The sequence below is a fragment of the Micromonospora sp. DT43 genome (assembly GCF_049841645.1).
Classification (GTDB): domain Bacteria; phylum Actinomycetota; class Actinomycetes; order Mycobacteriales; family Micromonosporaceae; genus Micromonospora.
Window position 1 is genome coordinate 470,191 of the sequence record NZ_JBNCKR010000001.1, and the last position, 26,173, is coordinate 496,363.

Genomic DNA, 26,173 nt, shown 5'->3' on the forward strand with positions numbered 1-26,173 from the left:
GACGCGCTGGGGCCGGCCGGTCACTGTCGATGGTCGACCAGGTCGATGAGCTGGCGTACCACGGTGTCCGGTTCGATCACCCGGTCGAAGACCGCGACGAGCAGGGTCTCCAGGTCGGGATAGCCCAGCTCCTCGGAGAGCCGCAGCAGCGGCAGGTCGCTGGCGAGGCCGCGGTTGTGCTGGCGCAGGGCGAGCCCGATGGTGGCCCGGCCGAGGCGGACCTTGTCGCTGATCGTGATGCCCGGTTCGGTGTGCTCGGCGAACCACCTGTTGATCTGCATCTGCGCGTGCGGCGACTTGACGAAGCCCAACCACTCCCTGCGCGGGCCGCGTGGCGCCACGCCGGCCTCGAAGCCGTTGTCGCCGTCGTTCTCGGTGAAGATCTCCACCACGTCGCCCTCGTCCAGCTCCGAGCTCAGCGGCGCCAGCCGGCCGTTGATCCGGGCGGCGAGGCAGTGGTCGCCCCGCTGGCTGCCCAGCTCGTACGCCAGATCGACAGGTGTGGCGCCAGCCGGCAGCACGACCTGACGCCCGTCGGAGAAGACCTGGATCTGGCCTTCGGCGAGGTCACAGCGCAGCGACTCGTAGAACTGCGCCGGGTCGGCGGCGTCCGGTTCCCAGTCGAGCACGCGGCGCAGCCAGTCCAACTGCTCGGCCCTGGCCGCCGCGCTGCCGCCGCCGGAGCGTGGGAAGCGGAAGTCGGCGGCGATTCCGTACTCGGCCGCGCGGTGCATCTCCTCCGTGCGGATCAGCACCTCCACCGTGCGGTCCTGCGGGCCGCAGACGCTCGTGTGCAGCGAGCGGTAGAGGTTGTTCTTCGGTGAGGCGATGAAGTCCTTGAAACGGCCCGGGACCGGCCGCCAGGTGCCGTGGATCGCGCCCAGGGCGGCGTAACAGTCGGTGGCGGGCCCGTCGACCACCACCGAGATGCGGGGAAGGTCGAACGGGGCGGTGTGGCCGCCGGCGATGGTGTCCTTCCAGATTGAGTAGAGGTGCCGCGGGCGCGGGCTCACCTCGGCGTCGACCCGGCTGCGGCGCAGCGCCGCCCGGGTCCGTGTCACCACCGAGTCGAGGTACGAGTCCCAGCCGGGCCGATCGTGCACGTGCCGGGCCAGCCGGGCGTGCTCGTCGGGCTCCAGGTGCAGCAGCACCACGTCGTCCAGCTCGCGCTTGAGGGTCTGGATGCCCAGCCGGTCACAGAGCGGGACCAGCACCTCCTGGGTCTTGCGGGCGATCCGTTCCCGCGACGCCGCGGAGCGCACACCGAGCGTACGCATGTTGTGCAGCCGGTCGGCCAGCTTGATGATCAACACCCGGACGTCCTTGGCGGCCGCGACGATCATCTTGCGGACCGTCTCCGCCTCGGCGGCCTTGCCGTAGAACGCCTTGTCGAACTTCGTCACCCCGTCGACCAGGTGGGCCACCTCGCCGCCGAAGTCCTCCGACAGCGCCTGGAGCGTGTAGCGGGTGTCCTCGACGGTGTCGTGCAGCAGCGCCGCCACCAGGGTCGTGGTGTCCATGCCCAGCTCGGCGCAGATCTGCGCCACCGCGAGCGGGTGGGTGATGTACGGTTCGCCGCTCTTGCGGAACTGACCCCGGTGCATGTTCTCCGCGATCGTGTACGCCCGGCGCAGCACGGCGGGGTCGGTGCCGGAGTGGATGCCCCGATGGGTGCGGACCAGGTGCGTGACCGGGTCGGAGTCGGTGGTCGGCCAGGTGAGCAACGACCGCAGTCGGCGGGTCAGGGGCAGCTCACCCGACTGGGTCGGCAGGGCGCCCCCCAGGGCGGCGCCGTGTCCGGCGTCGACGTCCACGAGGGACACCTCCTCACCCCGGCTCCGCGACCGCCGGACGGGGCGATCGGAAGCAGGCCCACGAAACGGGCAGGACTGCACTTCTCTAACAGCCTAAGGGAGTCGACGTAGTCCGATCGGTCAGTTGGTCATGAGCGTTCGGTCGAGAGTTGGTGCGACCCCCCGCTCTCGGCCTTCGCCAGCAGGTCACGGAAGCGGCCCGCCCCGCCCGCGGGGGACGACCAACCGGACGACATCTCGACCAGCCGGGTCTCCGGCCGCTCCAACCAGGACAGGATGCGCTCGGATTCCTCCGCCGTGGCCGACGGCACCGGACCGTGCCCACCCGACACGGTCTCGGCGGTGGCCCGGATGGCGTTAAGCGTGGGTCGCGGGTGGACTCCGGGCGGCGACACCCCGGCGCCGGCCAGCCGACCGTGCCGGACCAGGGCCAGCTCCCAGCCGCCCCGGGCGGCCGGTCGGGCGGCGGCCAGCTCGACGATCGACGTCAGCGCCGCCAGCCGCTGCATCCGCACGGTGGCGCGCAGCACCGCGGCCAGCCGGGACCGCACCACTGCTGCCTCCTCGTAGCGTTGGTCGGCGGCGAGCACGTCGATCCGGGCCAGCAGCGCGTCCACCACCGGCTGCGGGTCGCTGGCGGTGGCGGTGCGGAACGGCCCGGCGGCTCTGTCGTCGTACTCCTCGGGGGTGATCTTGTGCTCGCAGGGTGCCGGGCAGCGGCCCAGCTCGGCCAGCGCGCAGGCCGGCGTGATGGTGCGCAGCGAGAGCCGGTGCGTGCACTGGCGCAGCGGCACCGCGTCGTGGAAGCCGGCGGCGGCCAGCTCGGCGGCCCGCCGGGAGGTGAACGGCCCGAGGTAGGCGGTGTCCGTGGGGGAGAGGTCCCGGACGATCGACAACCGAGGGTACGGACCGTCGGTGAGCTTGAGCCAGACCATCCGCTCCGGGTATTTCGACCGCCGGTTGTACGGAGGCGCGTGCGCGGCGATCAGGCGCAGCTCCCGGACCTCGGCCTCCAGCGAGTGCGCGCACTCCACGGCCTCGACCCGCTCGGCGGCGGCAAGCATCTCGGAGATCCGGGCGCGCTTCTCGCCGGCGGTGAAGTAGCTGCGCACCCGGGTGGCGATGTCGACGGAGGTGCCGACGTAGAGCGGCCGGTCGTCGGCGGCCCGGAAGATGTAGACCCCCGGGACCTTGGGCAGCCCCTCGGCCAGGTGTCGCTTGCGGCGCTGCGTCGGGGTGACCGCGCGGGCGAACTCGATGGCGTCGCCGACCGTGTCCACCCGGTGCCCACCGAGGCGGCCGATCAGCCCGTGCAGCACGTCGACCGTGGCTCTCGCGTCATCGAGTGCCCGGTGTGTGGGCTGGGTGGCGGTGCGGAAGTAGGCGGCCAGGGTGCCCAGCTTGCGGTTGGGCACCTCGTCGCGGGTCAGCACCCGGCGGGCCAGCGCCGCCGTGTCCAGTACGCGCGGATTGGGCCAGCGGTGACCGTGCTTCGTGCAGGCGGCCTTGAGGAACCCCACGTCGTACGGGGCGTTGTGGGCGACAAGCACCGCGTCGGCGAGGAACTCCAGGAAGCTGGGCAGCACCTGCTCGATCGGCGGCGCCGGCACCAACATGGCCTGGGTGATGCCGGTCAGCACGGTGATGAACGGCGGAATCGGCTGCCCCGGGTTGACCAGGGTGGCCAGCTCACCCAGGTGCTCGCCGCCGCGCACCTTGACCGCGCCGATCTCGGTGATGCCGCCGCCGTCGGGCGCGCCGCCGGTGGTCTCCAGGTCGACCACCACGAAGGTCGTCGCGTACAGCGGCAGGGCCGGGTCCACCCCGCCCACCGCCGGGTCGAGACCGGCAAGTGACTCCTGGACGTACTCCGCCTGTGCCATCGGCGGCACGGTAACGCCTCGGTCCGACACTCCCGTCGCAGCCGTCCCAGCAGTCACCATGGGGCTAGGATGAGAGATCGGCTCACTCACCGGGCGGTGGGCCCGGTCGCGGTGGGAGACTTGCCACATGCCCCTCACCGAGCCGCACGACGACCACCTCCCGCAGGAGGATCCGGTCGTCGTCGACGGTGCCGTGGGCGACCCGGACAGCAGTGACACACCTCTCGATTCGGGCGTCGATTCGGCGGTCGAGCCCGAGCCGACGCTGCCCGAGCCGGTCCGGCAGCGGATCGTGGCGTTGACGGCCACCGTGCTGCCCACCCTGCCCGCCGACGAGGTGCCGGTGCCGCTGCGCCGGGTGGCCAAGTTCGCCCCCAACCGCAGGGCCCGCCTCGGCGCCCCGGCCATCGCCGCCCAGCTCACCGCCGACCCGCTGTTCCGGCAGCGGGTCACCGCCCGGGTGCTGGCCGACGCCGGAGACCTCGGCGCGGCAGTGATCGAGGGCACCGCGCCGGCCGCCGCCGACCCGGTCGAGGTGGCCGCGCTCGCCTACCTGGCCCGACCCCGCGGCTGGCGGGAGCTTATCGACGCCAGCGGCGCCGCCGTCCGCGCCGAGGCGGACAGCGCGGTCGTCGCCGAGCTGGTCCGCGAGGCCGAGCAGCGGGCCACCCGCGCCGAGCACGACCGGGCGGTGGCCCGGGTCGAGGCCGAGAAGCTCCGCGACGAGCTGGCGCGGGTCCGCGAGGAGTTGGGCCAGCTCCGCGAGGAGTCCCGGCAGCTCGCCCGTACCCTGCGCGAGACGCAGACCCGTGAGCGCAAGGCCACCGAACTCCTGGCGACCGAACGCGGCCGGGCCGCACGCGCAAGCGCCGACGTGGACGCCGAACTGCGCCGCGCCCGCGCCCGACTCGCCGAGGCGGAGGCCGCCGCCGGGGTGGCCCGGGCCAGTGCCAAGGAGGCGCGCTCGGTCGACGACGCCCGCCTCTGGCTGCTGCTGGAGACCATCGGTCAGGCCGCCGTCGGGCTGCGCCGGGAGCTGGCACTCGACCCGGTGGACAAGCTCCCCGCCGACTTCGTCGCCGACGCGTTCGCCGAGCAGCCGGGCACCGCCCCGGCCGGCCCGGCCGCCCGCGCCCGCGACACCGACGACCCGGCCCGGTTGGACCAGCTGTTGGCCCTGCCCCGGGCGCACCTCGTGGTGGACGGCTACAACGTCACCAAGCGCGGCTTCGGCGAGATGTCGCTGGAACAGCAGCGCAAACGCCTCATCACCGGGCTGGGCGGGATCGCCGCGCAGACCGGCGACGAGGTCACAGTCGTGTTCGACGGCGCCGAACGGATGCACGGGCTGCCCCCGGCGCCGCGCGGCGTCCGGGTGCTCTTCTCCCGAAAGGGCGAGACCGCCGACGAGCTGATCCGCCGCCTGGTCCGCGCCGAGCCGGCGGGCCGTCCGGTCGTCGTCATCTCGTCCGACCGCGAGGTCGCCGACGGTGTACGCCGGCACGGGGCGTACCCGCTGGGCGCCGACTCGCTGCTGCGCCGCCTCGCCCGTTCCTGAGGGCACGGCCGGGGTCGTCGCTCCCGGCGTCATTCCGAGAAGCGGTCACCGACGCGGACGCGGTCGTAGCGAGGCTTCTGCACGCAGGACTTCCTGCTCCGGCCGTTGCTGGTCACGTAGGTGACCTGGTAGCAGGTTCGCAGGCGGCACATCTGGCCCTTGCGGTTGCAGGCCGACGTCGAGACCACGTCCTTGCCCGAGACGGTTCCGTCAGTGTCACCGTGCGCCAACGTCGCGATCAGCCCGATCACCACGGCGAGAACGCAGGTGATCACCGCCACCACAATGACGTGTCGTTTCGTCGATCCGGTTCGGCTGCGCGGTGGCACCTCTCCGCGTGGATGGTCCGACGGAGGGCGGTCATCCTCGTCAGCCACCTACCTGACCCCGTCTGTCATGCCTACCCCCGATAGTCACGGCCCACGGTAGGAGGACTTCGCAACGGACGGGCCTCGGGCAGTGGGCGCAGGTCAGGGCGGCCCACCCGCCGCGGCCGGGAGCCCATCGCGGCCCGGCGATCGACACGAGATCGGCGATATCGGGGTGTCCGGACGGTCGGAACACCCCGACATCGCCGATCTGGAGTGGATCTCGAACCCCCGGTGCCCGCTGCCGCTAGACGCAGCGGTAGACGGCGGGGTTCGGGTCGTGGCCCGTGTTCATGTAGTCACCGGCGAGCATGCCGCTCGCGTTGCCGTAGAAGGCGTTGTACCAGACGGTGTCGCCGTTTACCGACGATCCGGGCGCCCAGCAGTTCAGGTAGACCGACTGGCCCTTCGGGATCGTGAGGATGACCGAGCACTGCGAGTTGTTCAGCCACTGGCAGTAGCGCAGGTTCAGGTCGGTCTTGGTCTGGAAGGTGCCGCCGGCGAACGCGGGGGTGGCGACGAGGCCGACCGCTGCGGTCACCGTGACGGCGCATGCGGCCAGGAGACGTCGTGGATTCATGTCTTCAACCTCCAGCGGGCGGTCAGTAGGAGCAGTACGGGGAGTCCATGATGTCGAGGGCTACCGCGTAGCCGTACGGCTCGAGGTAGGCCAGCTCGCCCGGCGCGACGCAGACCCAGTCGCCGTTGGAGTAGAAGATCTTCGCGCCGTCGTCGTTGCGGGTGTTGTAGACCCAGTCGGCGCCCCGGCTGCGGGAGCCGAGGGTCTGGTAGTAGTTGTCCTGGAACGACGCGGTCGGCGGGGCGTCGTCGTACGGGCTCCCGGTCACCCAGAAGCAGACGCGGGGGTAGTTGCAGCCGAGTGCCGAGGTGGCCTGCGCCGGCGTGGCGACGAGCCCGCCCGCCGCCGTCGCGGCGACCGCGAGGAGCGCGACGGCCGAGAGGCGGGAGCGTGTGGTCGAGGATGGTCCGCGCATGTCGAGTCCTCCGTGGGTCGACCTGGGGTTCGGCCGGTTCCGCTCGGCCGTAGCATCACGATCGCAGCGGCCACCATGGACGGAACAGGCGCTTGACCGGCACTTGACCGGCGATTGGCTCGTCACGGGATCGCCGATGTCGCGGTGTCCGACCGGCCGGGATACCCCGATTTCACTGATCTGGAGTCGATCTAGCCCTCAACGGGGCGGTGCGGGCGGTTCTGTCGTACCCGGTGGATAGCGTCGATGTGACCGACGGTGCTCGGGCGACGACGACAGGGCGTCGACTGCGCATCGCGAGCGATCGGGAGGTGCGATGCTCATCGACTGCGACGGGTGCGCGAAGCGGGCCGAGGGCTGTTCCGGCTGCCCGCTGACCGCCCTGTTCGACGAGACGTCCCCGGCGGCCGGGCTGGTCGCCGCAGAGGTCGAGGCGATCGAGGTGTTCGCCCGGGCCGGCTTCGACGTCGAGGTGCTGGCAGCGCCCGCGCGGCCCGGCGTCGCCGCGCGCCGGGTCCGTCGGGTGGCCTGAGTCCGCCCGCACCCCGGGTCCGTCGCGCGTCCCGACGTCGCCGCATGCCAGGTCCGCCGCGCGGCCCGCCGTCGCCGCACGCCGGCCGCCCGCCAGCGCGGCCGCCCGCCAGCGCGGCGGAGCGCGACACCGCGCCCGGAGCGGGCTTTTCGCGGGCCATAGGATGGGCGGTCACGGCGGGAGGAGCGGCGGGATGAGCGGGGTGCGACGCGAGCACGGCGAGTTCGTCGGTGCTGCGCGGGCCCATCGCGTGGCGCGCACGGCGGTGCCCCGGTGACTCCGCGCGGGTGGGCGCTGCTGACGTTGGCCGGGTTGACGGTGGCCCTGCTGGTGACCGCCGCGCTGTTCATTCCCTGGCACCGGCCGCCGGCGCCCCGCGCCGACCAGCTCGCCGCGCTGCGTGATCTCCCGGCGGAGCAGGTGGCCAAGGGGCGCGAGTTCCGTGCCGCGCTGCGCCCCGGGAGCTATGCCGCGCTCGCCGTCGGGCTGCTGATCGCCGTCGCGCTCGGTCTCACCCCGCTGGGCAGCCGCCTGGTCGAGCTGGTGGGCCGGCCGTTCGGTGGGCACTGGATCGCGCAGGCGGTGCTCGGCGGTCTCGCCGTGGTGCTCGTCGCCGACCTGCTCACCCTCCCGTTCGCCGCCTGGAGGCAGAGCGTGCTGACCCGCTACGGGTTGAGCACCAACGGGTGGAATGGCTGGGCGGTCGACCTGCTCAAGTCGTACGCGGTGAGCGCCGTGATCGGGGCGGTGGCGCTGTTCGGCTTCTACACGGTCATCCGGCTGGCCCCGCGCTGGTGGTGGGCGTTCGGCGCAGCCGGCGCGGCACTGCTTGTGGTGCTGCTCTCGTTCGTGCTGCCAGTGCTTGTGGAGCCGGTGTTCAACAAGTTCACCCCCCTGGAGCAGGGCCCGCTGCGCACCGAGCTGATGAGCATGGCCGCCCGCGACGGGGTGCCGGTGCGTGACGTGCTGGTCGCCGACGCCTCGCGGCGCACCAGGGCTGTCAACGCGTACGTCTCCGGCCTCGGGCCGACCCGCCGGGTGGTCGTCTACGACACGCTGCTGCGCGAGGCCACCCCGGCCGAGGTGACCGCTGTGGTGGCACACGAGCTGGGCCACGCGAAGGACTCCGACGTCACGGTGGGCACCCTGACCGGGGCGCTGGGCGCGGCCGCCGCCGTGGTGGCGCTCTACCTGCTCGGCTCGTGGGGGCTGCTGCTGCGGTTGGCCGGCGTCGACTCGGTGGCCGATCCACGCGCGTTCCCGCTGCTGATCGCCCTGGTCACGGTGGCCGGCCTGGTCGCCACCCCGGTGCAGGCGCTGCTGTCGCGGCGGGTGGAGGCGCGCGCCGACGCGCACGCGCTCACGCTCACCGGCGATCCGGTGGCCTTCGAGTCGATGCAGCGCCGCCTCGGCTCGGTGAACCTGGGCGACCCCGATCCGCCGCGCTGGGAATACCTCTACTCGGCCTCGCATCCGTCCACGGTGGAGCGGATGGCCGCCGCCCGCGCGTACGCCCGGGAGGCCGCCCGATGAGCCGCACGCTGCTGATCACCAACGACTTCCCGCCCCGGCCGGGCGGCATCCAGTCCTTCGTGCACAACCTCGCCGTGCGCCAACCGGCCGGCTCGGTTGTCGTGTACGCGTCGAGCTGGCGCGGTGCCGCGAAGTTCGACGCCGACCAGCCTTTCGAGGTGATCCGCGAACGCACCCGGGTGCTGCTGCCCACCCCGCTGATCGCCCGCCGGGCGGCCCGCCTCGCTCGTGCGTACGACTGCGACACCGTGTGGTTCGGCGCGGCGGCCCCGCTGGGGTTGCTCGCCGCCGGGCTGCGGCGACGGGCGGGCATCCGTCGGGTGGTGGCGCAGACCCACGGCCACGAGGTCGGCTGGGCGGCGCTGCCGGCCGCCCGGCCGGCGCTGCGGCGCATCGGTCGGGGTGTCGACGTGACCACCTACCTCGGCGAGTACACCCGCACCCGGTTGGCTCGCGTGCTGGACGGGGTGACCGACCTGCGCCGGCTGGCGCCAGGGGTGGACGTGGACACCTACCACCCGACGGTGGACGGTGAGCCGGTCCGGGCCCGGTTGGGGCTGACCGACCGGCCGGTGGTGGTCTGTGTGTCCCGGCTGGTGCCGCGCAAGGGTCAGGACATGCTGATCCGGGCACTGCCGGAGATCCGCCGCCGGGTGCCCGACGCGGCGCTGCTGATCGTCGGTGGCGGGCCGTACCGGGCAACCCTGGAAAAGCTGGCCCGGCAGACGGGCGTCGAGCGGGACGTGGTGTTCACCGGTTCGGTGCCGGCGGCCGAGCTGCCGGCGCACTACGCGGCCGGCGACGTCTACGCGATGCCCTGCCGCACCCGCAACCGCGGGCTGGACGTGGAGGGGCTGGGCATCGTCTACCTGGAGGCGTCCGCGACCGGTCTGCCCGTGGTGGCCGGGGACTCCGGCGGCGCCCCGGACGCGGTCCGTGAGTCCGAGACCGGGTACGTGGTCCGCGGGCGGGACGTCGCCCAGCTCGCCGACCGGGTGTCCCGGCTGCTCGCCGACCGCGATCTGGCCCGCCAGCTGGGCGCGGCCGGCCGGGCGTGGGTGGAGCGGGAGTGGCGCTGGGAGGCGCAGGCGCAGCGGATGGCTGCTCTGCTCGCCGGCTGACAGCCGCCCGTGCTCAGACGCGCGCAGGCCGGGGCGGGGCGTAGCGGGGCACGTACTCCTGGTCGGTGAGCCGTTGGATCGCGGCCATCACCTCGTCGGTGATCGTCCGGATGTCGCGCGGCCCGGTGATGCGCCCGGCGACGGGGATCGGCGGTCCGAACCGCAGAGTGACCGGGTGCCGGCGGGGCAGCCGCGCGTCGACAGGCAGGACCTCGGCGGTGCCGAGCACGCCGACGGGGATGATCGGCACCTCGGCGTCGCGGGCCAGCCGGGTCATGCCGACCCGACCTCGGTAGAGCCGTCCGTCGGGGGATCGGGTGCCCTCCGGGTAGATGGCGACGAGGCCACCGGCGCGCAGCACCGGCACGGCCGAGTCGAGAGCCGTGAGGGCGGCCCGGCCGCCGGCCCGTTCGACCCGGATGGCGCCCATGCCGGCGACGATCTGCCGGCTGAGCCAGCCTCCCGGGCCCCTTCCGGTGAAGTATTCGGCCTTGGCCCAGAAGGTGACGTGGCGCGGCGTGAGGCAGCCGAGGAACACCTCGTCGGCGACGGACAGGTGGTTACCGGCGAGGATGGCGCCACCGTGTCGGGGCAGATGCTCCAGCCCGTCCACCTGGGGTCGCCAGCCCAGCCGCAGGGTGGTGCCGACTGTCAGTTTGCCGATCTCGTACAGCAGGGGCACGTCTTCTCCCGGTTCAGTGCGGCGTGGGGCCGAGGTGCGCGTCGAGCGCGGCCCGCAGCAGGGTGTCGTCGTCGGTGGCGCCGGTGGCCAGCGGCAGGCTGCCCCAGGCCCAGAGTTGGGCGATGCCGTGCAGGTTGGCCCAGAGCGCGCCGGCCAGCACCGGCGCGGGCGCGTCGGTCGGCTGGCGCGCCTGGGCCACCAGGTCGACAAGCAGGGTGAACAGCGGCAGGCTCGTCTCGCGCAGCCGCAGACGACCGCTGGCCAGCAGGTCGTGGCGGAACATCAGCTCGAACATGCCGCGATGCGCCGCGGCGAAGTCCAGGTACGTCCGGGCCAGCGCCACCAGTCGGGTACGCGGATCCGGGCCTGCCGCGCGCAGGGTCCCCTCGACGCGGGTGGTGAGGTCGGCGAAGCCCTCCCGGGCGATGGCGGAGAGCAGGTCGACATGGGTGGGGAAGTAGCGGCGCGGCGCGCCGTGCGAGACGCCCGCCCGACGGGCTATCTCCCGCAGGGACACCGCCGACTGGCCCTCACGCAGCACCAGGTCCACCCCGGCGGCCACCAGTCGGGCCCGTACGCCCGCGTCCTCCGCGCTCATAGACAGTGTCTACCAGCCGGGCGTAGACGCTGTCTACTGCGTCCCGGGTCAGCGGATGCGGGCCAGGATCCGATCGGCGGGGGCCGGCCGGCCGAAGTGCCAGCCCTGGGCGGCGTCGCACCCGATCGCCCGCAGCCGTTCGGCCTGCCCGGCGGTCTCCACCCCCTCGGCGGTCACCGTCAGGTCCAGCGCGTGCGCCAGCGACACCAGCGAGGCGAGGATCCGCTCGTCGGTACGCCCCACCGCCGGCGAGCGCAGGCCGGCCACGAACTCCCCGGCCACCTTCAGTTCGGTGACGGGCAGGTCCCGCAGGTACGCCAGATTGCTGTAGCCGGTGCCGAAGTCGTCGATGGCGATGCGTACCCCGAGATCGGCCAGCACCCGCAGCGCGCGCACCGGCTCCTTGGCGCTGCTCATCATCGTGCTCTCGGTGATCTCCAACTGGAGTCGCTCGGGTGGCAGACCGGTCTGGCGCAGCAGCGTACGGACCTCCTGCACCAGGCCGGGCCGGTGCACCTGCCGAACCGCCAGGTTGACGCTCACGAACGGCGCCTGGACGCCCCCCGCCGACCACGCCTCCGCCTCCCGGCACGCCTCGGCCAGCACCCACCCGCCCAGTTGCACGATCAGGCCGGTCTCCTCGGCCAGCGCGATGAAGCTGTCCGGCCGCAGGACGCCCAGCTCCGGATGCCGCCAGCGGACCAGCGCCTCCACGCCGAGCAGCCGGCCGTCGCGCAGCGACGTGAGGGGTTGGTAGTCGAGGTAGAACTCGCCCCGCTCCAGCGCGGCGGGAATGGCCGCCGAGAGGGCGTAGCGGGCCAGTTCCCGGCGGTTGCGTTCGGCGTCGTAGAGCGCCCAGCGCGCCCCGCCGGCCGACTTCGCCCAGTGCAGGGTGCTGTCGGCGGCCCGCATCAGGTCGCTGGGGCTGGCACCGGCGACCTGCCGCTCGACGATGCCGATGCTCGCCGTGACCTGAAGCTCGTGCCCGTCGACCACCGCCGGTGTGCGGACCGCCGCGAGGGCGCTCTCGGCCACCTCCACGACGGCGTCGGTGCCGCCGGCGCCCTCCACCAGGATGACGAACTCGTCCCCGCCGAGGCGGGCCACCAGGTGCTCACCGAGCGTCTGACGCAGCCGCTCGGCCACAGTGGTCAGCAGCCGGTCGCCGACCTGGTGCCCCAGGCTGTCGTTGACGACCTTGAAGCGGTCCAGGTCGAGGAAGCACACCCCGACGCGCTGGGCGCCCCGGCCCGGCTCGTTGAGCGCGGCGGTGAGTCGTTCGGTGAACAGCGTCCGGTTGGGCAGGCCGGTGAGCGGGTCGTGGGTGGCCTGGTGGCGAAACCGCGCCTCGCTGGCCCGTAGCGCCCGCTCGGCCTGCGTGCGGGCCATCATGGCGGCCCGACGGATCGACTCCTGCTCGTCGAGGGTCCGGTCGCGCAGCGCGCGGGCGTAGCCGGTCGCCACGGCGGCCAGCAGCCGCGCCATCCGGTCCTCGACGTCCTCGGCCACCAGTCCCAGGTCCCGCACGAGCCGGAGCTGGATGACCTCGACCGTACGACCCAGCCCCTCCGCGGACGCGATGTGCGCGGCGACCAGCTCCGCGCCGACCCGGTGCCCGGCCCGCAGGTCGAACGGCTCGGCGAGCAGCGCGCCGGCCAGCTGCCCGGTGAGCCGGTGCAACAGCGCCTCGAGCTGAGCCTGGGTCATCGGCAGGTAGCTCGTGCCGGAGACCGCCTTGGCCCACGCGCGGGCGAAGGTGCCCGGGCGGGTGTCCGCCCCGGGCGACTCAGTCACCGAGTCGCCCGACGCCGCCCATGAAGGCCGCACGTTCGGCGTCCTCCGCGCTCTCCGGGGTGTCCGGTCGCCACTGCGGCACCCAGACCACGCCGGGGTCGACCAGCTCGAACCCGTCGAAGAGCGCCGTCAGCTCGGTCCGGTTGCGAATCCAGAGCGGGCTGTCGGTCCGCTGGTAGACCCGCTCCGCCTCGGCCCGCTCGTCCCCGCTGCGCCCGTCGTCGCTGACCTGGGACAGCACCAGGTAGCTGCCGGGCGCCAGCGCGTCACGCAGTGCCCGCAGCAACTGCGCCGGACGGTCGGAGTCGGAGACGAAGTGCAGCACGGCCACGATCATCACGGCCACCGGCTGGCTCAGGTCGAGCAGCTTGCGGACGTCGGGGTGGGTCAGGATCGCCTCCGGGTGCCGCACGTCCTCCTGCACGACCACCGCGCGATCGTTGCCGGCCAGGATCTCCCGGCTGTGCGCCACCGCTACCGGGTCGACGTCCACATAGACCACCCGCGACTCCGGGTCGATGCGCTGGGCGATCTCGTGCACGTTGCCGACTGTCGGAATGCCCGAGCCGATGTCCAGGAACTGTCGGACGCCGGCCTCGGCGAGATGGTGGACCGCCCGGCGCAGGAACGCCCGGTTGGCCTGCGCCATCAGCGGCGCCTCCGGTACGGCTGCCACCATCGCCTGCGCGGCGGCCCGGTCGGCGGCGAAGTTGTGCGATCCGCCGAGGTAGTAGTCGTACATGCGCGCGACGCTCGGGCGCTCGATGTCGATGGTGTCGGGTGCCCAGTCCGGCCGCTGCATGCGCTCAACCCCTTGAGTCCGCGACGCGGGCGTCGTCGCCCGCGCGGGTATTCTGCCCCCGACGTACCCGCCAGACCATAGCCTGCCGCCGAATTCCCGCCGACGTCGGTCGATACACGAAGGTCCGCGCCGGGGGGAGCCGGCGCGGACCTTCGGTCGCGGTGTCCCGCTCGACGAGCGGGCGCGGATCAGAACTTCGGGGCGTCCGGCGCCTCGAGCAGCCCGAGCCGCAGCGCGGTCATCAGCGCCTGTGCCCGGTTGGCGGCGCCGAGCTTCTCGTAGAGCTTCGAGATGTGCGTCTTGGCGGTCGACTCGCTCACGAACAGCTGCTTCGCGATGCCCGCCACGCTCATCCCGTCGGCGAGCAGCCGCAGCACCTGCCCCTCCCGCGGGGAGAGCTGCGGGCCGGACGGGGCGAGTCGACGCTTCATCGCCTCGGCCAGGTCGGCGGCGGTGAACGCGCTCGGCGAGGAGGCGGCGTGCCGCGCGGCGGCCACCACCTCGTCGGCCGGGGCGGTCTTCGGCACGAAGGCGCTCGCGCCGGCCTCCAGGGCACCGAAGAGCTGGTCGTCGCCCGCGTACATGGTCAGCACCACGATGCCCATCGACGCGCTGGACTTGCGCAGCGCGCGGGTGGCCTCCAGGCCGCTGCCGTCGGGCAGCCGCAGATCCATGATCACCACGTCCGGCTGCAGGGCGCCGGCCTGGCGTACCCCCTCAGCCGCGGTCGCGGCCTCGCCGACGACCTCGAACTGGCGGTCGCGCTCGAAGGCGTGCCGCAGGCCCTTGCGAATCAGGTCATGATCGTCGACAAGGAGGACCTTGGTGCGGGTGGCCGGTGTCGGACTTGTGGTCATCCTCGGGTTACTCCCCTTCTGGTGCTGCGCTGTCGCGCACGTTGTCGCGCCGGGACGAGGTGCCGAGAACCACCGCCACGGTCGTGCCGCTGGGTTGCCGCGGCCTGATCTCCAACCGGCCCCGGATACGTTCCGCCCTCTCGGCCATGATCGCAAGACCGTACCGTCCGTCGGGGCGCTGGTCAGCCATCCCCTGACCGTCATCCGACACTTCAATTTGGGCGTACGGGGGGTCCACCTCACACGTGACCCAGAGATTCGAGGCTCCGGCGTGCTTGCGGGCGTTCGTCACGGCCTCCTGCGCGATGCGCAGCAACTCGGCCTCGGTGGCCGCCGGCAGGCGCGCGGTGGACTCGTCAAGCGACAGGTGCACCCGCAGCCCGCCCGAGGCGCCCACGGTCCGGGCGTACTCGGCGATCGCCGCGGCCAGCCCGCCCTGCCGGTCCACCTCGCTGCGCAGCTCGAAGAGGCTCAGCCGCAGCTCCTGGATCACCCGGGTCACCTCACCGCGCAGCGTACGCAGGGCCTCGGCGGTCTCGTCGGCGTCGTCGAAGACGGTGGCCATGGCGTTGTCGATGCCGTAGCCGACCATCACCAGTTCCTGCGCCACCCCGTCGTGGATCTCCCGGGCCAGCCGCTGCCGCTCCTCGTTGGTGGCCAGCGAGCGCACCTCGTCGAACAGCAGCGCCGCCTCCAGCCGCAACGCCGCCGGCCGGGTCAGCCCGGTCACCCGGGACACCACCGGTGGCGGGTACGCCTGCGCGACGTCCGCCTCCAGCACCACCAGCCCCACCGTGCGCACCCCGGCGACCAGCGGGACGATAAGCGCCGACACGTCCCCGCCCCGATGTGAGCGCGACTGCGAGCGGGCGGCCGTCGTGGCCTGCTGGCTGGCCCAGGCGTCGGCGATCGCCGAGTCCGCGTCCAGGGTCGTCTCCCAGTCCACCCGGTCCACCCCGGCCTGGGCGAGCACCACGAGTCGGCCCCCGCCGCTTGCCGACAGCACCGCGCCCCGGTCCGCCCGGGCCACCGTGCGCAACTCCTCCAGGAGGTGCTCGGAGATGCCGCCCGGGTCCAGGGTCGCCCCGGGCAGTTGCCGGGCCACCGTCCGTAGCTGGGTAAGCAGCCGGGTCGCCTCGGCGTACGGCTGGGGTTTGCCCTCCCCGCGTACGGCCATCACCCGGTGCAGGGTGCCGGCGGCGTAGAGCCCGAGCGCGGCGAGGATCAGCCACTGCGCGCAGACCGCGAGGTAACCCACCTGGCCGAGCTGACGCCCACCGTCGACCTCGGTCAACCCGCCGCTCACCAGCAGCGTGCCGGCGGTCACCGCGAGCAGCGCCGCGCCCTCGCGGAAGCGGCGGCGCAGGGCGGTGACGGTCACCGGCACCGCCAGGTAGGGCAGCACCGCGGAGGCGCCGAGCCCGTCGACGGTGCCCCCGATCGACGCGACGGCGGCGACCTGGCTCGCGGCCAGCCCCAGCACCACCACCTCGGCCACCCGGCTCAGCGGCCCGATCAGCCGGTGCTGCGGGGCGAGCAGGGACGGCGCTCCGGCGACCGCCAGCAGCGCGATCCACAACAGCTGGGTGACGTCGCGGGTGGCGAACAGGGTCAGGATCGCGACCAGCGCCAGCATCACCAGGCGGGCGGCCGCGGCGAGGGGATGCGGGTGTGGTGTGGCGGATGCGGATGCGGGCACGTGACGGATGGTAGTCAGCCCCGGTAGATGTCGGCGATTTCCGCCGCGTACGTCTTGTGGACGACCTGTCGCTTGACCTTCAGCGACGGGGTCAGCTCACCGGTGGCCTCGGTGAAGTCGCGCGGCAGGATCCGGAACACCTTGATCGCCTCGGCCTTCGACACGACCTGGTTCGCGGCGTCGATCGCGGACTGGACCTCGGCGCGCAGGCCCTCGTGCTCGCGCAGCTTCTCCAGCGGGGTGTCCGGAGGCAGACCGGCGCCGGCGAGGAACGTCGGCAACGCCTCCTCGTCGATGGTGACGAGCGCGGCGATGAACGGCTTCGCGTCCCCGACGACGACGCACTGGCTGACCAGCGGGTGGGCGCGGACATGGTCCTCCAGCACCGCCGGGGCGACGTTCTTGCCGCCCGCGGTCACGATCAGCTCCTTCTTGCGGCCGGTGATGCTCAGGTAGCCGTCGGCGTCGAGCTGGCCCAGGTCGCCGGTGCGGAACCAGCCGTCGGCGCTGAGCGCCTCGGTGGTCGCCGCCTCGTTGTGCCAGTAGCCCTGGAAGACCAGGTCGCCGGAGATCAGGATCTCGCCGTCGTCCTCGATCCGGACGGTCACGCCGGGCAGTGGCCGCCCGACGGTGCCGATCCGGGTGCCGGTGGGCAGGTTCGCGGCCGCGGCCGGCGAGGTCTCGGTCAGCCCGTACCCCTCCAGGACCGTCACGCCGACGCCGCGGAAGAAGTGACCGAGCCGGGCGCCCAGCGGCGCACCGCCGGAGATGGCGTCGCGGCACCGGCCGCCGAGCGCGGCGCGCAGCTTGCGGTAGACGAGCCTGTCGAAGACCGCGTGCTGGGCGCGCAGCGCGAGGCCGGGCCCGCGTGTGGTCTCCAGAGCCTCGCTGTACGAGATGGCGACCTGCTCGGCTCGGGCGAAGACGCCGGCCTTGCCGTCGGCTTCGGCCTTCTGCTTGGCCGCGTTGTAGACCTTCTCGAACACCCGGGGTACGGAGAGCACGAAGGTGGGGCGGAACTCCTGCAGCTCACCGACGAGGTTCTTGGTGTCGGCGCAGTGCGCCAGGGTGGCCCGGGCCTGCACCACGCCGATCTGGATGAGCCGGGCGAACGCGTGCGCCAGCGGCAGGAAGAGCAGGGTGGTCGCGCCGGCGTTGAACAGGTTCGGCAGCACCGGCACCGCGTTGGCGATGTCGGCGTACATGTTGCGGTGGGTGAGCACGCAACCCTTGGGGCGGCCGGTGGTGCCGCTGGTGTAGATGATCGTGGCCAGGTCGCCGGCCCGGACGGCCTTGCGGCGCTGCTCGACCTCGGCCAGCTCGACGGCGGCGCCGGCGGTGACCAGCTCGTCGACCCCGCCCCGCTCGATCTGCCAGAGGTGGCTCAGCTCGGGCAGGCGGTCGCGGACGCCGGCCACCAGGTCGGCGTGCGCGTCGGTCTCCACCACGGCGGCGACCGCGCCGGAGTCGGCCAGGATCCAGGCCGCCTGCTCGGCGCTGGAGGTCTCGTAGATCGGCACGGTGACCGCTCCGACCGTCCAGATGGCGTAGTCGAGCAGCGTCCACTCGTAGCGGGTCCGGCTCATCAGCGCGACCCGGGTGCCGGGGGAGACGCCGGCGGCGATCAGGCCCCGGGCCACCGCCGCCACCTCGTCGCGGAACTGCAGGCAGGTCACCTCGGCCCAGGTCGTGCCGCTGCCGTCGGCGGCGCGGGTGGCGCGGGCGAACTGGACGGTGTCCGGTGCGGCCTCGGCGTTGTCCCAGACCGGATCGGTGAGGTTGGCCGCGTCGCCAACGGTGACGATCGGCGGAACGGAGAACTCGCGCACCTGCACTCCTTCGTGCTCGCACTGGCCGGGCCACTGCCCATCCACGGCTGTCGGCTTTGTCGAAACCTACCCGGCGGGGGCGGCGCGGCGTGCGGGCGGTACCCGCCGGGTAGCCTCCCCCCATGGCGGACTCCTCCACCCAGTCGATCATCATCGGCGCGTCACCGGACCGGGTGGCGGCGGTCATCTGTGACTTCCCGAGTTACCCGGAGTGGACCGAGGCGGTGCGCCACGCCGAGGTGATCGAGGAGTACGAGGACGGCTACGCGAGCCAGGTGCGTTTCGTCATCGACGCCGGGGTGATGGCCGACGAGTACGTGCTCGCCTACGAGTACGCCGAGGACCTGTCCCGCGTCGAGTGGCACCTGCTCGCCCCCTCCAAGATGCAGAAGAGTCAGCGCGGCTCGTACGACCTCGTGGCGAACCCGGACGGGAGCACCACTGTGACGTACACGCTGGAGGTCGAGCTGTCGGTGGGGATGCTCGGCATGTTTCGGCGCAAGGCCGAGAAGATGATCATGGACACCGCGTTGAAGCAGCTCAAGCGCCGGGTAGAAGCACCCGGTGCGGCGCAGTGACGCGTCCGGCGGCAGGGTAGAGGAGCCGACTGTGGGCGGAACGGATCCGGGCTCGGCCCGGGAAGAGGCGGAGCGTCTGGTGGCCACCCTGCTCGCGGGGGCGCGACTGGCCTCCGGCGGGTCGGCGGGCGGCGCGTTCGGCCCGTTGGGCGGGCTGCTGACCGGTGTCCTCGGTCACAGTGCCGCTCCGGGCGGCGGCGCCCACGGCGGTGGTGGTTTCGCCACCGGTTCGCCGGAATGCTGTGTCTGCCCGGTCTGTCGTGGCATCGCCGCGTTACGCGATCCGAGTCCGGAATTCGCCGAACGGCTCGCCACCGGCGCCGGAGACCTCGCGGCAGGCGTGGCCAGCCTGCTCCGCGCGTTCACACCGCCGGAGCCGCGCCCGACGAGCGCATCGGAGTCGTCCGCGCCGACGTGGCCGGCACCCGCCGCGAGCAGCGACGACGAGGCACCGACCTCGATACCGACCGAGCGGTCCTCCGAAGCCGCCGACGCGCACGTGTGGCGCGATGCCACCCGCACCGGGCATGATTCTCAGCCGGCACCGGAGCGGGATGTCTGGTCGGTCGCCACCCGGTCGGCGGACCCACCCGCCCCGGCCACCGCAGCACCCGTCGACGACGCCGGGTCGGTGGCCGCACCGGCACCGACCAGCCGACCCGCGGTGCCCACGTCGCGGGCGTCCGACGACACCGGCGCGAACGCGCCGGGCGGCGGCGCCTGAGCGCGGGACATCGCGATCCGGACCGGCGTGCCATCGGCGCGCGGGCCGGACAGCACAGCAGAGGGGAGCGGCAGCGGTGACGCTGACCATCGGAGTCGACGTCGGTGGCACGAAGGTGGCCGGCGGTGTCGTGGACGACACCGGCACGGTTCTCGTGCAGAGCCGACGGGACACTCCCGCCGATGACGTCGGTAAGACCCGCGACGTCATCATCGAACTGGTCGGCGAGCTTGCTGCCGGGCGGACGATCGAGGCCGTCGGGATCGGCGCGGCCGGCTGGATCGACGCCACCCGTTCGACAGTGCTCTTCGCTCCGAACCTGGCCTGGCGTGACGAGCCGCTGCGCGAGTACGTGAGCGCCGCCGTGGGCCTGCCGGTGATCGTGGAGAACGACGCCAACGTGGCCGCGTGGGCCGAGTTCCGCTACGGCGCGGCCCGCGACGCCGACGACTCCATGATCATGTTCACCATCGGCACCGGCGTCGGCGGCGGCATCGTGCTCGGCGGTGAGCTGATGCGCGGCGCGCACGGCGTCGCCGCGGAGCTGGGTCACATGCTTGCCGTGCCGGACGGGCACCAGTGCGGCTGCGGGCGGCTGGGCTGCATCGAGCAGTACGCCAGCGGCAGCGCCCTGGTCCGTTTCGCCCGCGCCGGCGCCCGGCAGGAACCGCAGCGAGCCACCGCTCTGCTGGACCTGGCCGGTGGCGAGGCCGAGGCGATCACCGGGCACATGGTGACCGCCGCCGCGCAGGGCGGCGACCCGGTCTCCGCCGAGGCGTTCGCGCAGATCGGCCGGTGGCTGGGCACCAGCCTCGCCGACATGGCGCAAATCCTCGACCCGCAGACCCTTGTCGTCGGCGGCGGCGTGATCGACGCCGGTGACCTGCTGCTCGGCCCGACGCGCCGCTCGTACCTCGACGCGCTCGCCCAGCGGGGTCGCCTGCCGGTGGCCGAGGTGCTCCCCGCCGAGTTGGGCAACAGCGCAGGCGTGATCGGCGCGGCCGACCTGGCCCGCCGGATCTGAGGCGGCAGGCGATGGGCGAGGCTGCCGGCGTACCGCTGCGCGTGGTGTCGTACAACATCCACAGCCAGCGCGACGACACCGCCGCGCTGGCGGCGGTGGTCCGGGCCGCGAGGCCGGACGTGGTGATCGTGCAGGAGGGGCCCCGCCGGTTCCGGTGGCGGCAGAAGTCAGTCACCCTGGCCGAGTCCTTCGGCCTGGTGGTGGCCGCCGGCGGTCTGCCCGCGCTGGGCAACCTTCTGCTGACCAGCCTGCGCGTGCAGGTGCGCGGCACCCGTTGTCAGCGCTTCCCGCTGACACCGGGTCGACACCTGCGCGGCGCCGCGTACGCCGATTGCCGGGTCGGCGACGCCCGGTTCACCCTCGCCGGCTCGCACCTGTCCACCGACCCGGCCGAGCGGCCCGCGCAGGCCGCCGAGTTCCGGCGCGGGCTGGCCGCGGCGAGCAGTCCGGTGGTGGCCGGGGCCGACCTGAACGAGGGCCCGGACGGGCCGGCCTGGGCCACTGTGGCGCGTGACCTGACCGACACGGCGATCGCCGCCGACCGGGCGGAACGGCTCACCTACTCGTGCGCCGACCCGCGCCGACGCATCGACGCGCTGTTCGTCGATCCTCGGATCAGCGTGGTCGACTACGACGTGGTGGACACCCCGCAGACCCGCCGGGCCAGTGACCACTTCCCGATCCTCGTCGACCTGCTGCTGCCCACCGCGGTCTGACCCCACCGGTCGGACCCGCCGACCGGTCCGCGCCGGGGCTGGACATCCGGCTCCGATGTGGAGAGGATTTCGCGGCGACCGGCACCCGTGCCGCACAAAGGAGATGTCCCGGTGTCCACCTCCACCGACCACGGCCGGCCCGACCCGGATGCGACCCCGTCCGCGCAGAGCCGCGACGGCCGTCCGCTCTCCGACCGGGGCGACACGGTCTGCGTCATCGGGGCCGGGGCCAGCGGCCTGACGGCCATCAAGAATCTGCGTGAGCACGGGTTCGGGGTGGACTGCTACGAACGGGAGACAGGCGTCGGCGGCGCCTGGAACTGGCGACACGACCGCAGCCCGGTGTACGCCAGCACCCACCTGATCTCGTCGAAGCCGTTCACCCAGTTCCCCGACTTCCCGATGCCGGACTCGTGGCCGGACTATCCGCACCACAGCCAGCTCCTGGCGTACTTCGAGCGGTACGCCGACCACTTCGACCTGCGGTCGCACGTCTGGTTCGGCACGGAGGTGATCCGGGTGGAGCCCGCCGAGGGGGACCGCTGGGACGTCACCACCCGTTCCACAGGCGGCTACGGGCCCGAGCGCACCTCCCGGTACGCCGCCGTGGTCATCGCCAACGGGCACAACTGGTCGCCGAAACTGCCCCGCTACGAGGGGTTGGAGGAGTTCCGCGGCGAGATCATGCACGCGTCGTCCTACAAGGACCCGGCGCAGTTGCGCGGCAAGCGGGTGCTGGTCGTGGGCGCCGGCAACACCGGCTGTGACATCGCCGTCGAGGCCGCCCAGCAGGCGTCGCGCTGCTGGCACTCCACCCGACGCGGCTACTGGTACGCCCCGAAGTACGTCCTCGGGCGCCCGGCCGACCAGGTCAACGACGCCCTGCTGGCGATGCGGGTGCCGCTGCGGGTCCGCCAGTGGCTCTACCACTGGACGCTGCGCCTGACCGTCGGCGACCTGACCCGCTTCGGCCTGCCCAAACCCGACCACCGGGTGTACGAGACGCACCCGATCGCCAACAGCCAGCTCGTCTACTACGTGGGCCACGGCGGGATCGGCCCGGTACCGGACCTGGCCCGCTTCCGCCCGTACGCCGTGGAGTTGGCCGACGGCCGCGAGATCGACCCCGACCTGGTCATCTTCGCCACCGGTTACCTGCCGCGGTTCGAGTTCCTCGACGCCTCGGTCTTCAGTGACAGCGCCGGCACGGGTCGGCCCACGCTCTGGCTCAACGCCTTCACGCCGGGGCACCCCACGCTGGCGGTCGCCGGCCTGGTGCAGCCGGACTCCGGGATCTTCACCCTGGCGCACTGGCAGACGGTGCTCTTCGCCCGGCTGTTGCAGGCCCGTCGGGACCGGCCCGAGCGGGCCGCGGCCTTCGCGCAGCGGGTGCGCGACCGGGCCGGGGAGCGCTACTCCGGGCAGGTCAAGGACAGCAGCCGACACTGGTTCGAGGTCGGGCACGCCGACTACCTGCGCGCCGTCCAGCGCGCCCTGCACGACCTGGAGGCCAAATGACCGAGCTGCGGATCATGCGGGGGCGGGAGTGGTCCCGGCCGGTCCGGCCGGCGCGACGTGAGGTGCTCAGTGCCATTCCCGAGGTGGAGGAGGGGCGGCCTCCGCTGCTCTTCGTGCCCGGGTTCGGCCACGGCGCGTGGGCGTTCGCCGAGCACTGGTTGGGCCACGCCGCGTCGCGGGGCTTCCCGGCGTACGCGCTGAGCCTGCGGGGGCACGGCGGCAGCGAGCCTGCGCCGGAGGCGACGCTGCGCGCGTACGCCCATGATGTGGTCCAGGTGGCGGCGGGCCTGCCGCGCCAGGCGGTGCTGGTGGGGCACGGCGCCGGGGCGCTCGTGGTGGCGCACGCGCTGGCGCGCTACCCGGCGCGCGGCGCGGTGCTTGTCGCGCCGGTCTTCGGTGGCTGGGGCATGTTGTCCACGGCGCTGCGCCGCAACCCGGCCGGGACGCTGCCTGCGGTGTTCGGCGGGCCGCTGCGGCTCAGCCGCGCGCAGCTGTTCAGCCGCGAGCTGCCCGACGAGGAGGCCCGGCGGCACGTGGCGCGGCTGGGCCGGGCCGGTCGGCGGGCGCAGTGGGCGCTGCTGGGCGAGCCGGAGGCCGAGCCGGCAGTGGGCGCGCCGCCGGTCCTGGTGCTGGGCAGCCCGGACGACCGGGTCGTGCCGGCGTCGACGTTGACGCGGATCGCCCGCCGCTACGGGTCGGCGCCGCTGCTCTTTCCCGGCATGGGGCACGACCTGATGCTCGACGCGCGCTGGGCCGAGCCGATCGACGCGATCCTCGACTGGCTGGAGAAGGAGCCTGCGGCGCGTTGAGTGGGCGGGCCGGTCAGCCGCCGGTGTGTTGCGTGGCAGTGGTGACCCGGGTCGCCGGGCGCGGCACCACGGCGGCGCCGTCGGTGCTGGTGAGGCGGCTGACCATGGCGCCGCTCTCGTCCAGGGCGCTCAGGTAGGAGCGTGCCCAGGCCCGGATGTCGTGCTGGTGCAGGTGGGCGCGCATGGCCCGCATGCGTGCGGTGACGTCGGCGGGGCTGGCCCGCAGCGCCGTCCGCAGCGCCTGCTTGAGCCCTTCCAGGTCGTGGGGGTTCACCAGGTACGCCTGGGACAGCTCGGCTGCCGTGCCGGCGAACTCGCTGAGCAGCAGCGCGCCGGTGTCGTCCACCCGGGCGGCGACGTACTCCTTGGCGACCAGGTTCATGCCGTCGCGCAGCGGGGTCACCGCCATCACGTCGGCCACCCGGTAGAGCGCGGCCAGCTCGGCCCGGTCGAAGGGCTGGGTGAGGTAGTGGATGGCGGGCTCACCGACCCGGCCGAACTCGCCGTTGATCCGGCCCACCTCGCGCTCGATACGTTCGCGCAGGATCTGGTACTGCCCGACGCGTTCCCGGCTCGGCATGGCGACCTGCACGAGCACCGTGTCGCGGACCTTGACGTCGCCGCTGGCGAGCAGCTCGCTGTACGCCTTGAGGCGCTGCTCGATGCCCTTGGTGTAGTCCATCCGGTCCACGCTGAGGATGACCTGACGGGGATCGCCGAGATCCTGGCGGAGACGGCGGGCCCGCGCGGCCACGTCGGGGCGGGCGGCGAGGGCGGCCATCTCGGCGGTGTCGATGGAGACCGGGAAGGCCCCGATGCGGACCACCCGGTCGTCGATCCCGATCCGGCGGTCGGTGGCCGGCAGCTCCAGCACGCGGGTGACCAGTTGGGCGAAGTTGTGCGCTGCCTGGGCGCGCTGGAAGCCGACCAGGTCGGCGCCGAGCATGCCGCGCAGCAGTTCGGTGCGGCGGGGCAACTGCATGAACAGCTCCGGCGGTGGGAACGGCACGTGCAGGAAGAAGCCGATGCGCAGGTCGGGGCGCAGCGCGCGCAGTAGCCCGGGGACCAGTTGCAGGTGGTAATCCTGCACCCAGACGACGCCACCCGGCTCGGCCACCTCGGCGGTCGCCTCGGCGAAGCGCTTGTTGACCCGCTGGTAAGCCTCCCACCAGCGGCGGTGGTGCTCGGGTTGCTCGACGGCGTCGTGGTAGAGCGGCCAGAGGGTGGCGTTGGCGAAGCCCTCGTAGTGGTCGCGCAGATCCTCCTGGCTGAGGGCGACGGTGTGCATGTGGACGCCGTCCACGTCCGGCAGGGCGGGCGCCGAACCGGTGCCGCCGGCCCAGCCGACCCAGATCGCCGGGGTGTGCCGGAGCAGGGGGTGCAGCGCGCTGACCAGCCCACCCGGGCTGCGGCGCCACTCGCAGGCTCCGTCGGGCGCCTGGCTGTCGTCGATGGGGAGGCGGTTGGCCACCACCACGAGGGAACTCTGTCGCATCTCGGGCATTCCGATCAGCAGAGGACTGACCGCCACGAGCAAGGAAAAACCGGTCAGTCAGCGGGGGAAGTGACGTACAGCGGTATTCCTACTGACAGTAAGTTACACCATTGTTACGCCCCGGGCGGGGGCGTCGTCGTCCCGCGATGCGGTCCACGGGCGCGGGCGTCAGACGACGGCGCCGTTGTCCGGGTCGTCGTCGTTCTCGTCGCCCGGACGCAGCCGCCAGATCAGCGTGACGAAGCCGGCCAGGATGCCTGTGAACCCGAACAGGGTGACCGCCGAGCGGTCCACCGGGAGTAGCGACGGGAAGAGGAAGAGCACGAACCCGACGACCACCGCGAGCGCGCCGACGACCGCGTACTTGGAGATCCGGGGCAGCGGTGGCGGGGGTGGCGGGTGGTAACCCTCGTCCTCGTCGTCGTCGGGCAGGTCGGCGCCGAAGGTGTCCAGACCGTCCAGCAGCGAGGGCTCGTCGCCCCGGGTGCTCCGGCCGACCGAGATCCCGGAGAAGTCGGTCGCCGACGGCAGCCGACGGACGTCGGTGGCGGTCGGCCCGGGCTCGTCGGCGCCGGAGCGGGCGAGCGGACCGGCAGTCGACTCGTCCCGGGTGTCCCGGTCGTCGTGCTCGTCCACGTCCTCCGCGGCCGGCCACGGGCGCTCGTCGGTGGTCGAGGTGGTGTGGAAGCCGGCCACGATCCGGGCCCACTCGGCGTCGATGTCCGGCTCGTCGCGGGCCGGCGGCTGCTCCGGGGCGCTCTCGTCGGCGAGCTGCGTGAGGTAGTCGCGGGCGGTGGTCAGGTGCGAGCGGTCGACGTAGAGCCGGTCGACCGGACGGGCCGGAACCGTGGTGGTGCGGGTGACCGGGTTGAGGTCGGCGGAGGGCTGCAGGTAAGCGGCGATCCCGCCGGCGGCAAGCACGTCGAGCAGGTGCTCACCGACGCGCGGATCGACGTCGCCCACGATGGCGTACTCGTTCGCGTCGAGCCCGTTGTCCCGCCGTCCCCGGCGGGCCCCACCCGCTGACACCCGGCAATCCTCCTCAACGCGCCCTGCGGCGCGGCCCCCTCGGCGCCCGTACGCACGCCGTGCTCTGAATCGTGACACGTCGGAGGCCGGTTCCGGGAGTGCGTTGTGTCGCGTCTTCCAAAGTCAGGGGCGCTGCCGCAGGTCGTGGGGGTGGCTCTTTGTCCGTTCTTGCGCGACACGTGCGATCTCGGTGATCGTTGGCTACCGGTCGGTTC

General features: G+C 73.1%; 24 protein-coding genes. 10 read left to right on the forward strand and 14 right to left on the reverse strand.

The window, feature by feature from the left end:
* Positions 1-20: 20 nt before the first annotated feature.
* Complete coding sequence (locus ACLQ26_RS02210) at positions 21-1,814, reverse strand: RelA/SpoT family protein (protein WP_425743128.1); 1,794 nt, start codon at positions 1,812-1,814, stop codon at positions 21-23.
* 128 nt (positions 1,815-1,942) lie between these two features.
* On the reverse strand, positions 1,943-3,697 hold the full coding sequence (locus ACLQ26_RS02215; RefSeq protein ID WP_425742862.1) for a DEDD exonuclease domain-containing protein: 1,755 nt from the start codon (positions 3,695-3,697) through the stop codon (positions 1,943-1,945).
* A gap of 127 nt (positions 3,698-3,824) precedes the next feature.
* On the opposite strand from ACLQ26_RS02215, the gene ACLQ26_RS02220 reads away from it, so the two are divergent.
* A complete protein-coding gene (locus ACLQ26_RS02220) occupies positions 3,825-5,255 on the forward strand; it encodes an NYN domain-containing protein (RefSeq protein ID WP_425742863.1) in 1,431 nt (476 codons plus the stop codon).
* Positions 5,256-5,284: 29 nt separating this feature from the next.
* Here ACLQ26_RS02220 and ACLQ26_RS02225 read toward each other — a convergent pair whose 3' ends face one another.
* The 3 genes from ACLQ26_RS02225 to ACLQ26_RS02235 form a co-directional block, all read right to left on the reverse strand.
* Positions 5,285-5,530: a hypothetical protein gene (locus tag ACLQ26_RS02225; protein WP_425742864.1), complete on the reverse strand. Its 246-nt coding sequence runs from the start codon at positions 5,528-5,530 to the stop codon at positions 5,285-5,287.
* A gap of 340 nt (positions 5,531-5,870) precedes the next feature.
* Positions 5,871-6,203, reverse strand: a complete 333-nt coding sequence (locus ACLQ26_RS02230; protein ID WP_007463171.1) for a hypothetical protein — start codon at positions 6,201-6,203, stop codon at positions 5,871-5,873.
* A 22-nt stretch (positions 6,204-6,225) separates the two neighbouring features.
* Complete coding sequence (locus ACLQ26_RS02235) at positions 6,226-6,618, reverse strand: hypothetical protein (RefSeq protein WP_425742865.1); 393 nt, start codon at positions 6,616-6,618, stop codon at positions 6,226-6,228.
* A gap of 316 nt (positions 6,619-6,934) precedes the next feature.
* Here ACLQ26_RS02235 and ACLQ26_RS02240 point away from each other — a divergent pair, with 316 nt between their 5' ends.
* The 3 genes from ACLQ26_RS02240 (at position 6,935) to ACLQ26_RS02250 (ending at position 9,804) form a co-directional block, all read left to right on the forward strand.
* Complete coding sequence (locus ACLQ26_RS02240; protein WP_425742866.1) at positions 6,935-7,150, forward strand: hypothetical protein; 216 nt, start codon at positions 6,935-6,937, stop codon at positions 7,148-7,150.
* Positions 7,151-7,423: 273 nt separating this feature from the next.
* A complete protein-coding gene (locus ACLQ26_RS02245; RefSeq protein ID WP_425742867.1) occupies positions 7,424-8,683 on the forward strand; it encodes a M48 family metallopeptidase in 1,260 nt (419 codons plus the stop codon).
* On the forward strand, positions 8,680-9,804 hold the full coding sequence (locus ACLQ26_RS02250) for a glycosyltransferase family 4 protein (RefSeq protein WP_425742868.1): 1,125 nt from the start codon (positions 8,680-8,682) through the stop codon (positions 9,802-9,804). The genes ACLQ26_RS02245 and ACLQ26_RS02250 overlap by 4 nt, the downstream gene beginning before the upstream one ends.
* Positions 9,805-9,817: 13 nt before the next feature.
* On the opposite strand, the gene ACLQ26_RS02255 is transcribed toward ACLQ26_RS02250, so the two are convergent.
* The 7 genes from ACLQ26_RS02255 to ACLQ26_RS02285 all read right to left on the reverse strand — a co-directional run bounded on the left by ACLQ26_RS02255 (position 9,818) and on the right by ACLQ26_RS02285 (position 18,065).
* Complete coding sequence (locus tag ACLQ26_RS02255) at positions 9,818-10,486, reverse strand: lysophospholipid acyltransferase family protein (protein WP_425742869.1); 669 nt, start codon at positions 10,484-10,486, stop codon at positions 9,818-9,820.
* Between the two features lie 13 nt (positions 10,487-10,499).
* The gene (locus ACLQ26_RS02260) at positions 10,500-11,084 is read right to left on the reverse strand and encodes a TetR/AcrR family transcriptional regulator (RefSeq protein ID WP_425742870.1); all 585 of its coding nucleotides are present in this window, start codon (positions 11,082-11,084) and stop codon (positions 10,500-10,502) included.
* 48 nt (positions 11,085-11,132) lie between these two features.
* Positions 11,133-12,791, reverse strand: a complete 1,659-nt coding sequence (locus ACLQ26_RS02265; protein ID WP_425743129.1) for a putative bifunctional diguanylate cyclase/phosphodiesterase — start codon at positions 12,789-12,791, stop codon at positions 11,133-11,135.
* A gap of 79 nt (positions 12,792-12,870) precedes the next feature.
* Positions 12,871-13,680 carry an SAM-dependent methyltransferase gene (locus ACLQ26_RS02270; protein ID WP_425742871.1) on the reverse strand — a complete coding sequence of 270 codons (810 nt, stop codon included), beginning with the start codon at positions 13,678-13,680 and terminating at the stop codon, positions 12,871-12,873.
* A 188-nt stretch (positions 13,681-13,868) separates the two neighbouring features.
* Positions 13,869-14,537 (reverse strand): response regulator transcription factor, encoded by a 669-nt coding sequence (locus ACLQ26_RS02275; RefSeq protein ID WP_007072219.1) that lies wholly within the window; start codon positions 14,535-14,537, stop codon positions 13,869-13,871.
* 7 nt (positions 14,538-14,544) lie between these two features.
* A complete protein-coding gene (locus ACLQ26_RS02280; RefSeq protein ID WP_425743130.1) occupies positions 14,545-16,173 on the reverse strand; it encodes a GAF domain-containing sensor histidine kinase in 1,629 nt (542 codons plus the stop codon).
* Positions 16,174-16,250: 77 nt separating this feature from the next.
* Positions 16,251-18,065, reverse strand: coding sequence for an AMP-dependent synthetase/ligase (locus ACLQ26_RS02285; RefSeq protein WP_425742872.1), 1,815 nt, complete (start codon positions 18,063-18,065; stop codon positions 16,251-16,253).
* Positions 18,066-18,187: 122 nt separating this feature from the next.
* Between ACLQ26_RS02285 and ACLQ26_RS02290 the strand changes: the two genes are divergently transcribed.
* The 6 genes from ACLQ26_RS02290 to ACLQ26_RS02315 all read left to right on the forward strand — a co-directional run bounded on the left by ACLQ26_RS02290 (position 18,188) and on the right by ACLQ26_RS02315 (position 23,434).
* Positions 18,188-18,643 (forward strand): SRPBCC family protein, encoded by a 456-nt coding sequence (locus tag ACLQ26_RS02290; protein ID WP_344355558.1) that lies wholly within the window; start codon positions 18,188-18,190, stop codon positions 18,641-18,643.
* 31 nt (positions 18,644-18,674) lie between these two features.
* Positions 18,675-19,367 carry a hypothetical protein gene (locus tag ACLQ26_RS02295; RefSeq protein WP_425742873.1) on the forward strand — a complete coding sequence of 231 codons (693 nt, stop codon included), beginning with the start codon at positions 18,675-18,677 and terminating at the stop codon, positions 19,365-19,367.
* Between the two features lie 76 nt (positions 19,368-19,443).
* Positions 19,444-20,391 (forward strand): ROK family glucokinase, encoded by a 948-nt coding sequence (locus tag ACLQ26_RS02300; RefSeq protein ID WP_358102431.1) that lies wholly within the window; start codon positions 19,444-19,446, stop codon positions 20,389-20,391.
* A gap of 11 nt (positions 20,392-20,402) precedes the next feature.
* Positions 20,403-21,107: an endonuclease/exonuclease/phosphatase family protein gene (locus ACLQ26_RS02305; protein WP_425742874.1), complete on the forward strand. Its 705-nt coding sequence runs from the start codon at positions 20,403-20,405 to the stop codon at positions 21,105-21,107.
* Positions 21,108-21,218: 111 nt separating this feature from the next.
* Positions 21,219-22,625: a flavin-containing monooxygenase gene (locus ACLQ26_RS02310; RefSeq protein ID WP_425742875.1), complete on the forward strand. Its 1,407-nt coding sequence runs from the start codon at positions 21,219-21,221 to the stop codon at positions 22,623-22,625.
* Positions 22,622-23,434: an alpha/beta hydrolase gene (locus tag ACLQ26_RS02315; protein WP_425742876.1), complete on the forward strand. Its 813-nt coding sequence runs from the start codon at positions 22,622-22,624 to the stop codon at positions 23,432-23,434. The genes ACLQ26_RS02310 and ACLQ26_RS02315 overlap by 4 nt, the downstream gene beginning before the upstream one ends.
* A 13-nt stretch (positions 23,435-23,447) precedes the next feature.
* Here ACLQ26_RS02315 and ACLQ26_RS02320 read toward each other — a convergent pair whose 3' ends face one another.
* The gene (locus ACLQ26_RS02320; protein WP_425742877.1) at positions 23,448-24,929 is read right to left on the reverse strand and encodes an alpha,alpha-trehalose-phosphate synthase (UDP-forming); all 1,482 of its coding nucleotides are present in this window, start codon (positions 24,927-24,929) and stop codon (positions 23,448-23,450) included.
* 168 nt (positions 24,930-25,097) lie between these two features.
* The gene (locus ACLQ26_RS02325) at positions 25,098-25,958 is read right to left on the reverse strand and encodes a DUF308 domain-containing protein (protein WP_425742878.1); all 861 of its coding nucleotides are present in this window, start codon (positions 25,956-25,958) and stop codon (positions 25,098-25,100) included.
* Between the last annotated feature and the right edge of the window lie 215 nt (positions 25,959-26,173).

Bases quoted from the DNA above. Each gene is read 5' to 3' on its own strand.
- ACLQ26_RS02215 (WP_425742862.1), bottom strand. From the start codon at position 3,697: ATGGCACAGGCGGAGTACGTCCAGGAGTCACTTGCCGGTCTCGACCCG.
- ACLQ26_RS02220 (WP_425742863.1), top strand. From the start codon at position 3,825: ATGCCCCTCACCGAGCCGCACGACGACCACCTCCCGCAGGAGGATCCG.
- ACLQ26_RS02230 (WP_007463171.1), bottom strand. From the start codon at position 6,203: ATGAATCCACGACGTCTCCTGGCCGCATGCGCCGTCACGGTGACCGCA.
- ACLQ26_RS02235 (WP_425742865.1), bottom strand. From the start codon at position 6,618: ATGCGCGGACCATCCTCGACCACACGCTCCCGCCTCTCGGCCGTCGCG.
- ACLQ26_RS02240 (WP_425742866.1), top strand. From the start codon at position 6,935: ATGCTCATCGACTGCGACGGGTGCGCGAAGCGGGCCGAGGGCTGTTCC.
- ACLQ26_RS02250 (WP_425742868.1), top strand. From the start codon at position 8,680: ATGAGCCGCACGCTGCTGATCACCAACGACTTCCCGCCCCGGCCGGGC.
- ACLQ26_RS02260 (WP_425742870.1), bottom strand. From the start codon at position 11,084: ATGAGCGCGGAGGACGCGGGCGTACGGGCCCGACTGGTGGCCGCCGGG.
- ACLQ26_RS02265 (WP_425743129.1), bottom strand. From the start codon at position 12,791: ATGACCCAGGCTCAGCTCGAGGCGCTGTTGCACCGGCTCACCGGGCAG.
- ACLQ26_RS02270 (WP_425742871.1), bottom strand. From the start codon at position 13,680: ATGCAGCGGCCGGACTGGGCACCCGACACCATCGACATCGAGCGCCCG.
- ACLQ26_RS02275 (WP_007072219.1), bottom strand. From the start codon at position 14,537: ATGACCACAAGTCCGACACCGGCCACCCGCACCAAGGTCCTCCTTGTC.
- ACLQ26_RS02280 (WP_425743130.1), bottom strand. From the start codon at position 16,173: ATGCTGGCGCTGGTCGCGATCCTGACCCTGTTCGCCACCCGCGACGTC.
- ACLQ26_RS02290 (WP_344355558.1), top strand. From the start codon at position 18,188: ATGGCGGACTCCTCCACCCAGTCGATCATCATCGGCGCGTCACCGGAC.
- ACLQ26_RS02305 (WP_425742874.1), top strand. From the start codon at position 20,403: ATGGGCGAGGCTGCCGGCGTACCGCTGCGCGTGGTGTCGTACAACATC.
- ACLQ26_RS02315 (WP_425742876.1), top strand. From the start codon at position 22,622: ATGACCGAGCTGCGGATCATGCGGGGGCGGGAGTGGTCCCGGCCGGTC.
- ACLQ26_RS02320 (WP_425742877.1), bottom strand. From the start codon at position 24,929: ATGCGACAGAGTTCCCTCGTGGTGGTGGCCAACCGCCTCCCCATCGAC.